Source organism: Streptomyces sp. NBC_01171 (assembly GCF_045039805.1).
GTDB lineage: Bacteria > Actinomycetota > Actinomycetes > Streptomycetales > Streptomycetaceae > Streptomyces.
In genome coordinates this window covers 3,327,890-3,339,362 of the sequence record NZ_CP108609.1, presented here as the reverse complement: position 1 = coordinate 3,339,362, position 11,473 = coordinate 3,327,890, and the positions used below count along the sequence as shown (strand labels likewise).

Annotated in this window: 6 protein-coding genes and 1 tRNA gene; 5 read left to right on the top strand and 2 right to left on the bottom strand. The window is 71.1% G+C overall.

The genetic code is table 11. The features are described from left to right. The first annotated feature begins 249 nt into the window (after window positions 1-249). The 4 genes from gyrB to OG448_RS15410 all read left to right on the top strand — a co-directional run bounded on the left by gyrB (window position 250) and on the right by OG448_RS15410 (window position 5,875). Window positions 250-2,316 (top strand): DNA topoisomerase (ATP-hydrolyzing) subunit B, encoded by a 2,067-nt coding sequence (gyrB, locus tag OG448_RS15425; RefSeq protein WP_405554383.1) that lies wholly within the window; start codon window positions 250-252, stop codon window positions 2,314-2,316. A gap of 43 nt (window positions 2,317-2,359) precedes the next feature. Further along, on the top strand, window positions 2,360-4,972 hold the full coding sequence (gyrA, locus tag OG448_RS15420; protein ID WP_405554381.1) for a DNA gyrase subunit A: 2,613 nt from the start codon (window positions 2,360-2,362) through the stop codon (window positions 4,970-4,972). Between the two features lie 17 nt (window positions 4,973-4,989). Next, complete coding sequence (locus tag OG448_RS15415; protein ID WP_405554380.1) at window positions 4,990-5,691, top strand: DUF3566 domain-containing protein; 702 nt, start codon at window positions 4,990-4,992, stop codon at window positions 5,689-5,691. A gap of 110 nt (window positions 5,692-5,801) precedes the next feature. Further along, a tRNA-Ile gene (locus tag OG448_RS15410) sits at window positions 5,802-5,875 on the top strand. A 349-nt stretch (window positions 5,876-6,224) separates the two neighbouring features. On the opposite strand, the gene OG448_RS15405 is transcribed toward OG448_RS15410, so the two are convergent. Further along, window positions 6,225-10,268, bottom strand: coding sequence for an AAA family ATPase (locus OG448_RS15405; protein ID WP_405554379.1), 4,044 nt, complete (start codon window positions 10,266-10,268; stop codon window positions 6,225-6,227). Between the two features lie 445 nt (window positions 10,269-10,713). On the opposite strand from OG448_RS15405, the gene OG448_RS15400 reads away from it, so the two are divergent. Next, window positions 10,714-10,902 carry a ferredoxin gene (locus tag OG448_RS15400; protein WP_405554377.1) on the top strand — a complete coding sequence of 63 codons (189 nt, stop codon included), beginning with the start codon at window positions 10,714-10,716 and terminating at the stop codon, window positions 10,900-10,902. 126 nt (window positions 10,903-11,028) lie between these two features. Here OG448_RS15400 and OG448_RS15395 read toward each other — a convergent pair whose 3' ends face one another. Further along, window positions 11,029-11,418 carry a DUF6344 domain-containing protein gene (locus OG448_RS15395; RefSeq protein ID WP_405554375.1) on the bottom strand — a complete coding sequence of 130 codons (390 nt, stop codon included), beginning with the start codon at window positions 11,416-11,418 and terminating at the stop codon, window positions 11,029-11,031. Window positions 11,419-11,473: the final 55 nt, after the last annotated feature.

Sequence of the window (11,473 nt, the reverse complement as noted above, 5' to 3'; positions counted from 1 at the left end):
CCCCTCGCAGCCCCCTTCCCCATATCGGGACCCGGTCGGGGCCGGTTCAGGGCGGCACATGCGGACTCAGGTGCCCGCAAGCCCCCATCATTGTCGGCGCTACCGGTAGACTGGAAGGCGATCCCGCCCCAATCGTGGGGACCGTCCGGGAAAAGCTGAGCAACGCTGATTCAGGGCTTACCAACGCAACATGCCGCAGCCGCTCCGGCAACCCTCCTTCCGGAGGGCGCGCACCCGCAAGGAGCGCTCGTGCTGTGCCAGAAAGGGCGCTTCGTGGCCGATTCCGGCAACCCCAACGAGAACATCCCTTCCACCGACGCCGGCGTCATCGGCGAGGCAGTCGTCGCCTCGTACGACGCCAGTGCCATCACCGTGCTCGAAGGGCTGGACGCGGTCCGCAAGCGCCCCGGCATGTACATCGGTTCCACCGGTGAGCGCGGTCTGCACCACCTGGTGTACGAGGTCGTCGACAACTCCGTCGACGAGGCGCTGGCCGGTCACGCGGACACCATCGACGTGACGATCCTGCCCGACGGCGGCGTCCGCGTGGTGGACAACGGCCGAGGCATCCCGGTCGGCATCGTGGCCTCCGAGGGCAAGCCGGCCCTCGAGGTCGTGCTGACCGTGCTGCACGCGGGCGGCAAGTTCGGTGGCGGCGGTTACGCCGTCTCCGGCGGTCTGCACGGTGTGGGCGTGTCCGTGGTGAACGCGCTGTCCATGAAGGTCGCCGTCGAGGTGAAGACGGACGGCTACCGCTGGACGCAGGACTACAAGATGGGCGTCCCCACGGCGCCGCTGGTGAAGAACGAGGCGACCGAGGAGACCGGCACGTCGGTCACCTTCTGGGCCGACCCGGAGATCTTCGAGACCACGGAGTACTCCTTCGAGACGCTGTCGCGGCGTTTCCAGGAGATGGCGTTCCTCAACAAGGGCCTGACGATCAAGCTCACCGACGAGCGCGAGTCGGCGAAGGCCACGAGCGGCGCGGACGAGGCGGGCGCGGACGAGAAGGCCGAGGTCAAGTCGGTCACGTACCGCTACGACGGCGGCATCGTCGACTTCGTGACGTACCTGAACTCCCGCAAGGGCGACGTCGTGCACCCGACCGTCGTCTCGCTGGAGGCGGAGGACAAGGACAAGAGCCTGTCCCTCGAGGTCGCCATGCAGTGGAACGGCGGATACAGCGAGGGTGTCTACTCCTTCGCCAACATCATCCACACCCACGAGGGCGGCACGCACGAAGAGGGCTTCCGGGCCGCGCTGACCTCCCTGATCAACAAGTACGCGCGCGACAAGAAGCTGCTGCGCGAGCGGGACGACAACCTCACCGGTGACGACATCCGCGAGGGCCTGACCGCGATCATCTCGGTCAAGCTGAGCGAGCCGCAGTTCGAGGGCCAGACCAAGACCAAGCTGGGCAACACCGAGGCCAAGACCTTCGTGCAGCGCGCGGTCTACGAGCACCTCAACGACTGGCTGGACCGCAACCCGGTCGAGGCGGCGGACATCATCCGCAAGGGCATCCAGGCGGCCACCGCGCGTGTGGCGGCCCGCAAGGCCCGTGACCTCACCCGGCGCAAGGGCCTGCTGGAGTCGGGCGCGCTGCCGGGCAAGCTGTCCGACTGCCAGTCGAACGACCCGTCCAAGTGCGAGATCTTCATCGTCGAGGGCGACTCCGCCGGCGGTTCGGCCAAGTCCGGCCGGAACCCGCAGTACCAGGCGATCCTCCCGATCCGGGGCAAGATCCTCAACGTCGAGAAGGCGCGGATCGACAAGATCCTGCAGAACCAGGAGATCCAGGCGCTGATCTCGGCCTTCGGCACGGGTGTGCACGAGGACTTCGACATCGCGAAGCTCCGCTATCACAAGATCATCCTGATGGCGGACGCCGACGTCGACGGCCAGCACATCAACACCCTGCTGCTGACCTTCCTGTTCCGCTTCATGCGGCCGCTGGTCGAGTCCGGGTTCGTGTACCTCTCCCGTCCGCCGCTGTACAAGATCAAGTGGGGCCGGGACGACGTGGAGTACGCGTACTCCGACCGGGAGCGCGACGCGCTGATCGAGATGGGGCGCCAGCGCGGCAAGCGCATCCGCGAGGACTCGATCCAGCGCTTCAAGGGTCTGGGTGAGATGAACGCGGAGGAGCTGCGCGTGACCACGATGGACCCGGAGCACCGCGTCCTCGGCCAGGTCACCCTCGACGACGCCGCCCAGGCCGACGACCTGTTCTCGGTCCTGATGGGCGAGGACGTCGAGGCCCGCCGCCTCTTCATCCAGCGCAACGCCAAGGACGTCCGCTTCCTCGACATCTGAGTCGGTCCCGGCTGACCGCACCAGGGAAGGATCTTCACCAGCAATGACCGACGAAACCCCCGAGTTCATGCCCGAACCGGTGACCCCGGAGGAGGAGACGGGCGAGACCGTCACCCTCCGGATCGAGCCGGTGGGCCTCGACGCCGAGATGCAGCGCTCGTACCTCGACTACGCGATGTCCGTCATCGTGTCGCGCGCGCTGCCCGACGTCCGGGACGGCCTCAAGCCCGTCCACCGCCGTGTGCTGTACGCGATGTACGACGGCGGCTACCGCCCCGACCGCGGCTTCTACAAGTGCGCGCGCGTCGTCGGTGACGTCATGGGTAACTACCACCCCCACGGCGACAGCTCGATCTACGACGCCCTGGTCCGCCTCGCCCAGCCGTGGTCGATGCGCATGCCGCTCGTCGACTCCAACGGCAACTTCGGCTCGCCGGGCAACGACCCCGCGGCCGCCATGCGCTACACCGAGTGCAAGCTGGCGCCGCTGTCGATGGAGATGGTCCGCGACATCGACGAGGACACCGTCGATTTCAAGGACAACTACGACGGCCGCTCCCAGGAGCCGACCGTCCTGCCCGCCCGCTTCCCCAACCTGCTGATCAACGGCTCGGCCGGTATCGCGGTCGGTATGGCGACCAACATCCCGCCGCACAACCTCCGTGAGGTCGCGGCGGGCGCCCAGTGGCACCTGGAGCACCCGGAGGCGTCGCAGGAGGAGCTGCTGGACGCCCTCATCGAGCGCATCAAGGGCCCGGACTTCCCGACCGGTGCGTTGGTCGTGGGCCGCAAGGGCATCGAGGAGGCGTACCGCACCGGACGCGGCTCCATCACGATGCGCGCGGTGGTCGAGGTCGAGGAGATCCAGAACCGGCAGTGCCTGGTCGTCACCGAGCTGCCGTACCAGGTGAACCCCGACAACCTGGCGCAGAAGATCGCCGACCTGGTGAAGGACGGCAAGATCGGCGGCATCGCCGACGTCCGCGACGAGACCTCCTCGCGCACCGGTCAGCGTCTGGTGATCGTCCTCAAGCGGGACGCGGTCGCCAAGGTCGTGCTGAACAACCTGTACAAGCACACCGAGCTGCAGACGAACTTCGGCGCCAACATGCTGGCGCTGGTCGACGGGGTGCCGCGCACGCTGTCGCTGGACGCGTTCATCCGGCACTGGGTGACGCACCAGATCGAGGTCATCGTCCGCCGGACCCGGTTCCGGCTGCGCAAGGCCGAGGAGCGCGCCCACATCCTGCGCGGTCTGCTGAAGGCCCTGGACGCCATCGACGAGGTCATCGCGCTGATCCGGCGCAGTGAGACCGTCGAGATCGCCCGCGGCGGCCTGATGGACCTGCTCGCCATCGACGAGATCCAGGCCAACGCCATCCTCGAGATGCAGTTGCGCCGGCTGGCCGCCCTGGAGCGCCAGAAGATCGTCCAGGAGCACGACGAGCTCCAGACGAAGATCAACGAGTACAACCGCATCCTCGCCTCCGAGGAGCTGCAGCGGCAGATCGTCCACGACGAGCTGGCCACCATCGTCGAGCGGTTCGGCGACGACCGGCGCAGCACCCTGGTGCCCTACGACGGCGACATGTCCATCGAGGACCTGATCGCCGAGGAGGACATCGTCGTCACCGTCACGCGCGGCGGCTACATCAAGCGCACCAAGACGGACGACTACCGGGCGCAGAAGCGCGGCGGGAAGGGGGTGCGGGGCGCGAAGCTGAAGGAGGACGACATCGTCGACCACTTCTTCGTCTCCACCACGCACCACTGGCTGCTGTTCTTCACCAACAAGGGCCGGGTCTACCGGGCCAAGGCGTACGAGCTGCCCGACGCCGGCCGGGACGCGCGCGGCCAGCACGTGGCCAACCTGCTCGCCTTCCAGCCGGACGAGGCGATCGCGGAGATCCTGGCGATCCGTGACTACGAGGCGGCGCCGTACCTGGTGCTGGCCACGAAGGCGGGCCTGGTCAAGAAGACCCCGCTGAAGGACTACGACTCGCCGCGCTCCGGCGGTGTCATCGCCATCAACCTGCGGGCGGGCGAGGACGGCACGGACGACGAGCTGATCGGCGCGGAGCTGGTCTCCGCCGACGACGACCTGCTCCTCGTCAGCCGGAAGGCCCAGTCCATCAGGTTCACCGCGTCGGACGACACGCTGCGCCCGATGGGCCGTGCCACCTCCGGTGTGAAGGGCATGAGCTTCCGCGAGGGCGACGAGCTGCTCTCGATGAACGTGGTGCGGCCGGGTACGTTCGTGTTCACCGCGACGGACGGCGGTTACGCCAAGCGGACGGCCGTGGACGAGTACCGCGTCCAGGGACGTGGCGGTCTGGGCATCAAGGCTGCCAAGATCGTGGAGGACCGGGGGTCGCTCGTCGGCGCGCTGATCGTCGAGGAGAGTGACGAGATCCTCGCCATCACCCTCGGCGGCGGTGTGATTCGTACGCGCGTCAGCGGGGTCAGGGAGACGGGCCGTGACACCATGGGCGTCCAACTGATCAACCTGGGCAAGCGCGATGCCGTGGTCGGTATCGCTCGCAACGCCGAAGCGGGGCGTGAGGCGGAGGAGGTCGACGGCGAGATCGTCGTCGACGAGACCGTCGAGGTCACCACGATCGCCACGGACGAGGGTGAGGCGCCCTCGGCCGAGTAGCACGAGGAGTGAATCACGTGAGCGGAGCCACGGGCGCCGGATCGGCCGGTACCTCCACGGGTACGGAGACGGACGGCGGCGGCCGTGGCTCCGCCGCGCAGGCGGCCTCCGCCGACGCTTCTTCTGCTTCTACTCCTGATTCTTCGAGTTCCCAGGGGGGAACCGTGACGGACACCCGTGGCGCGCAGGCCAGGGCCGGTGCGACCGAGGGCATGGCGGCCTCCCCGCTGCCCGGTGAGCGTGGCCCCGAGCAGCCGGCCGGGCCCTACCACCCGCCGCAGGCGTACGCGGCGCAGCCGCCCGCCGGGGCGGTACGCCGTCCACGCACGGGTGCGGGCACTGCGCCGCGCACCCGCAAGGCGCGGCTGCGGGTGGCCAAGGCCGACCCGTGGTCGGTGATGAAGGTCAGCTTCCTGCTCTCCATCGCGCTCGGCATCTGCACGATCGTGGCGTCGGCGGTGCTGTGGATGGTGCTGGACGCGATGGGCGTGTTCTCCACCGTGGGCGGCACGATCTCCGAGGCGACCGGGGCGACCGAGGCGACCGGCTTCGACCTCCAGTCCTACCTCTCGCTGCCGCACGTCCTGATGTTCGCGACGATCATCGCGGTCATCGACGTCGTCCTGGCCACGGCCCTGGCGACCCTCGGCGCCTTCATCTACAACCTCTCCGCGGGCTTCGTGGGCGGCGTCGAGCTGACCCTCGCTGAGGACGAGTGAGGGTGCCTCCCGGCCCGGTTGACGATCCCCCGACAACCGATTTTGGGACTGCCCCGGTCGTGCGCTAATCTTCAGGAGTCAGCGCGCGGGACACACCCCGCGAAGCGGGCGGGGCTATAGCTCAGTTGGTTAGAGCGCATCCCTGATAAGGATGAGGCCACAGGTTCAAATCCTGTTAGCCCCACATTTCACGAAGCCCCCCGGTCCACTGGACCGGGGGGCTTCTGCGTTGCGCGGGCGCGTGGTCTAGCCCGCGGCCACGACGGCTTGGATCAGGCCGGGGAACCGGTGGTCCAGGTCGTCCTTGCGGAGGCGGATGTACAGGCCGTTGCGGCGTGGCGCTGGTGGACCAGGCCCGCCTCGCGCAGGACGCGCCGTTCATGACCCTTTGAGGGGCCTGACGCACACAAAAGACCCGATCGCTGGCGACGGGGGATGCACCAGCGATCGGGCTATGGCCAAGGGTAACAAGGTTGGGGGCGTTGCGGGGCCAACGGGGTTGATCGGTGGGGGAGTTGGCTGATCTTGGTGGGTCAGTGGGGGCACGGGGGGTCGTAGGAGAGGCGGGGGAGGTACTCGTGCCACTTCTGGGGCGTGAGGACGCCCCGGGTGACCGCGCAGATGTGGCGGACCGCCTCGTCCGCGTCCAGGCTCCACAGCCGTACCGTGTCCGCGCCGCTGGAGACGCCGAGGACGTGGCTGCCGGGGCTGAACGCGAGGAAGTTGCCTGTCTTGGCGTACGGGCTCATCGACTGGCCGATCGGTGCGGCCGAGCCGGGGTGGGTGACGTCCCAGAGGCGGACGGTGTTGTCGTTGCCGCCGCTGGCCAGGGTGTGGCCGTCGGCGTTGAAGGTCAGCGAGGTCACCGACTCCGTGTGGCCGGTCAGGGTGTGGCCGATGGGCGCGGCCGAGCCGGGGTCGGTGACGTCCCACAGCCGTACCGTGTCGTCGTCGCCGCCGCTGACCAGGGTGTGGCCGTCCGGGCTGTACTCCAGCGCGTTGACCGGGCCCGAGTGGCCGGTGAGCGGGCGGCCGCGCAGGACGGGCCGGGCGGGATCGGTGACGTTCCACAGCCGGATCGTGCCGTCCGCGCTGCCGCTGGCCAGGGTGTGCCCGTCCGGGGTGAACTCCAGCGCGTTGATGTACCCCCGGTGTCCGGCCAGGGGAGCCCCGTAGGGGGCCGGGTGCGCGGGGTCGGCGACGTTCCACAGCCGGAGCCGGTGGTCGTCGTAGGCGGTGGCCAGGACGCGGCCGTCGGGGGTGAAGGCGAGCGCGTCGGAGCCCATGAAGCGGGTCATGAGCTTGAGCGGTGGCCCGGCGACCACCGGACGAGCGGGATCGCGGACGTTCCACAGGTACACCGAGCGGTTCCCGGTCAGCACCGCCAGCGTGCGGCCGTCCGGGGCGAACATCAGGGTGCGCTGCCCGCCGTCCGCCGGCATGAACGGCGCGCCCAGCGCCACCGGCCGCCCCGGCACCGTCACCCGCCACAGCCGGACCCGGCCGTCGCGCGCGGCCGTGGCCAGCACCTTGCCGTCCCGGCGGAACGCGGCGCTGCGCCCGGTCATGTCCGAGGTCGGCACCGCCCACAGCCGGGCCCTGCCGTCCCCGCTGCCGGTGGCGAGGGTACGGCCGTCCGGGCTGAACCCCAGCGCGTACATCTCCCCGCTGCTCCCCGCGAGCGGCTCGCCCACCTGGGACGGGGAGGCCGGGTCGGTGACGTTCCACAGGCTCGCCGTGGAGTCGGCGCTGGCCGCCGCGAGCCTGCCCCCGTCCGGGCTGAACGCCACCGACCACACGGGCCCGGTGTGCCCGGTCAGTGGCGAGCCGAGGGGGGCCGGGCGCGCCGGGTCGGCCACGTTCCACAGGCGGATGGTGTCGTCCGCGCTGCCGCTGGCCAGCACCTTGCCATCGGGGCTGAACGCCACCGAATGCACCAGATCGGTGTGCCCCCGCAACACCTCGCGCCGAGCCTTGGGCCGCCGGGGGTCGGCCACGTCCCACAGCCGTACGGTTTCGTCGTCGCCCGCCGAGGCGAGGGTCCGCCCGTCGGGGCTGAACGCCACCGACCGCACCGGCGCGGTGTGCCCGCGCAGCGCGCCCAGCGGCTTCGCCCGGCGGGGATCGGCCACGTTCCACAGCCGTACGGTGCGGTCCTCGCCCGCGCTGGCCAGGGTCCGGCCGTCCGGGCTGAAGGCGACGAGGTAGATCGTGCCGTCGTGACCCGTGAGGGGCTCCCCCAGGGATTTCGGGTGGGCGGGGTCGGTGACGTCCCAGAGGTGGATCGTGCCGTCGTCGCCCGCGCTGGCCAGGGTGTGCCCGTCCGGGCTGAAGACCGCGCTGCTCACCCAGGACCGGTGCCCGTGCAGCGGGACGCCCAGGGGCTTGGGGTTCCCCCGGTCGGCGACGTTCCACAGGCGGACGGTGCGGTCGTAGCTGGCGGTGGCGAGGACCTTGCCGTCGCGGCTGAAGGAGGTCAGGTAGACGGCGCCGGTGTGGCCGGTCAGAGGCGTGGCGAGCGGGGCGTTCACTATGGAGATCAGCCTGCTGTAGGCGCCCTCGTCGTCCGGGCGCAGCCGGTGCGCCACCAGGTCGAGGCCCGCGGCGAGCGACGGGTCGGTGTGCTGGACCCGGTCGGCCTCCGCGAGGACCTGCTCGAACACCGCGTCGTTCCGCTGCTGCCAGGCGACCACCGCGGCCCCCGCGGCGAGCACCGCCAGCACGGTGAGTGCCGCCACCGCGGCCCTGCTGATCAGCACCGTGCGTTTGCGCAGCCGTACCGAGGCGGCCAGGAAGTCCAGCGCGCCCCGCGTCAGATAGGTGTCCCCGGCCGACTCGGCCCAGCCGCGCGCCTGCTCGAGACGGGAGCCCCGGTACAGCAGGGAGCTGTCGCGCTCGGAGTCCTCCCAGGCCCGGCCGTCCTCCTCCAGCCGCTGGCGCAGCAGATGGTCGCCCCGGTTGTCGTCGATCCAGTGCCGCAGCCGGGGCCAGGCGTGCAGCAGCGCCTCGTGGGTGATCTCCACGGTCTCCGCGTCGAGGGTGACCAGTCGGGCACGGACCAGCGCCTCCAGCGACTCCTCGGTCTTGTCCGGGTCCGCGGACTCAGCTGCCAACTGGCGCCGGGTGCCGCGCCTGCGGGTGGCCTGGGTGTCCTCGCCGAGCCGCACCAGGCGCAGCAGGAGCAGCCGGGCGGCGGCGCGGGCGGCCGGGTCGAGCCCGGACCAGGCGCGCTCGGCGGTGGCCGCGACCGCGCCCTGGATGCCGCCCGCCGACCGGTATCCGGCCACCGTCAGCCGGCCGGCCCTGCGGCGCTGCCAGGTGGCGAGGAGGGCGTGGGAGAGCAGCGGGAGCACGCCCGCGTCATGGGCGCCGCGCGGCCCGTCGGCGCTGACCTCGCGGACGATCAGCTCGGTCAGGCCCGCCTCCAGCTCCAGCCCCACCGCCCGCGCCGGCCCGTTCACCGCCTCGCGCAGTTCGGCGGTGGTCAGCGGACCGAGCACCATGTGCCGGTGCTGGAGGGCGTCGGCGAGTTCGGGGTAGCCGAGGCACTCCTCGTAGAAGTCGGCACGGATGCCTAGGACGACCTGGACGGGGGCGGGGCCGGAGGGGCCGGGGGTGCAGGCGGCGTGCAGGAACTGGACGAAGGCCCGGCGGTCGGCCTCGTCGGGGCAGAGGGTGAAGGTCTCCTCGAACTGGTCCACGATCAGCACCGGCCGGGCCGTCCTGCGGGCGGCGGGCGCCGGGGACTCCGGTGAGGAGCGGGGGCCGGGGATGGTGACGGTGCCCGGGGGCCGCAGGCCGAGGGCCCATTCGGTGACCGTCTCCCGTATCGCCCCGGCGGCCGGGCTCCGGTCCTCCTCCCCGGCGGCCCGCGCCTCCTCGGCGAGCGGGGCGAGGGCCGGGACCAGGCGGGTCAGCTCCCCCAGCGGATCGGCGCCCGGTACGAGCTGGAGGACCGTGTGCGCGTCCTCGTCCTCCAGGGCGGGCACCAGGCCGGCGTTGAGGAGGGACGACTTCCCGGCGCCCGATGCGCCGACCAGCATCACCAGTCCCCCGCCGCGCTCGGCGGCCCGCAACTGGCCCACCAGCGCCTCCGTGCCCCGCTCCCGGCCGAAGAACCAGCGGGCGTCCTCCTGCCGGTAGGAGGCGAGGCCCCGGTACGGGCACACCGGGGACTCGGCCGGAGGAGGTTCGGCGCCGGGGCCCTCGGGGCGCTCGCCCACCGGGTCGGCCAGGGCTCGTTCCCACAGCCGCTGCCACTGGGCCAGGTCGTACAGGCCGCTGGAGACCGGGGTGGGGCTGGCGCGGCGGGCCTCGGGGATGAGGATCTGGAGGACGGCGGCCAGGGCGGCGAACTGGGCGGGCGCGTTCTTGGCCCGCCGCCAGTCACTGATCCGCTGCGCGGAGACCCGTACCGGCCGGCCCCGCTCGTCCACCCGCTGGAGCCGGACGACCGCCTCCGACACGCTTTTCAGGGGCGGATTCCCGGCTTCCCTGTACAGCAGGGCGAGGCGTTCGGCGAAGGCTGTGCGTGCCCCTGAGTCGGAACCCAAGGTCCCACCCCTCACTTCCCCCATCTGATGCGTCCGGACCGGAAAACTCACCCTATACGGCTGACCTGCGGGAAAGCCCGGGTTCGGTGGTCCGGACCTCCTCGCCGGTTGCCACAGATGGCAGGATCGCACCGCGGTAGCGGAGCTGTCACACACCGTCCGGACAGGCCACCGGCCCGGTCCGCGAACAGGTCCCGCCGGACGCCGAACGTTCTCGGTCAAAGTTCGCCAGGAGCGACACACGGCGTGGCGGGAGGCCCCGAGCTCCACGGGCCCACCGCGCCGGGCACACCGGCACGGCTCGGGACGAAGACCCCCCGCTCCGTTCGGTACCGGTCCCCACGAGGGGAGGGACCGGTGCCGGACGGGCGGTGGCGCGGCCGGTTCGGGCGCGTGCCCGAGGGGCAAGGACCTCGTGGGCGCGGGCCGTCGAGGGCCCGGGGCCGCCCGTGTGAGCAGGGGAGGACGCATGAAGGTGTCCGTGGACCGGAGCGCGTGCTACGGCTCGGCCGAGTGCGCGTACCGCGCTCCCGAGGTCTTCGACTTCGTCGAGGGGTACGGCGTGGTCAGGCCGGGACGGGAGGATTCCGGGGACGATCCGCTGGTGCGCGAGATCGTGGAGAAGTGTCCCTCGCAGGCCGTGCTGCTGGGGGAATGAGGCGGACGCGGTGCGGGCCCCCAGGCCGGTGGCCGGGGGGCGTTCCGTGTCGACGGTCGGGTACGCAAGTCGCCAGTGTGTCGAGACGTCCGCGGTACTGGATGTCTGCCTTGGGGCTCGGCAGTCTCAGCAGTCGAGGTGGGACGCGTACTGCTCGGTGCTCTCCTGCCGGTGCGTGGTCTCGGTGCGGTCCGGGGCGTTCACGCGGTGCGGGGCGAGGGTGCCCGCTTCCCGTCCGGCCAGTGAGCGGTGCCGGCAGTTGGGGGACTTCCCGTGGGCCTCGGCCCGGATGCGCTGCTTCATCGTGGGGGGCAGGGACCTGGCTTGTGGCCAGATCTGGTGGCTGACGGCCGCCGGTGCCTCCGGTGCGCTGTGCTCCGTGCTGCCGTGACTCGGGCTCCCGGCCTGGGCCGAGGCGACCGGGGCGGTCGCGGTGACGAGTCCGAGCGCCGTGCACAGCGCGAGGAAGGCGGTGACGATGGCGGTCCACAGCGTCATGACCTTGTTCCTGGCCATGGCCCCTCACTTTCAGGTTGGGCGATTTGCGTACTTTCCTCATGATGTGTATGTG

Bases quoted from the DNA above. Each gene is read 5' to 3' on its own strand.
- OG448_RS15400 (WP_405554377.1), top strand. From the start codon at position 10,714: ATGAAGGTGTCCGTGGACCGGAGCGCGTGCTACGGCTCGGCCGAGTGC.
- OG448_RS15395 (WP_405554375.1), bottom strand. From the start codon at position 11,418: ATGGCCAGGAACAAGGTCATGACGCTGTGGACCGCCATCGTCACCGCC.
- OG448_RS15405 (WP_405554379.1), bottom strand. From the start codon at position 10,268: ATGGGGGAAGTGAGGGGTGGGACCTTGGGTTCCGACTCAGGGGCACGC.
- gyrA (WP_405554381.1), top strand. From the start codon at position 2,360: ATGACCGACGAAACCCCCGAGTTCATGCCCGAACCGGTGACCCCGGAG.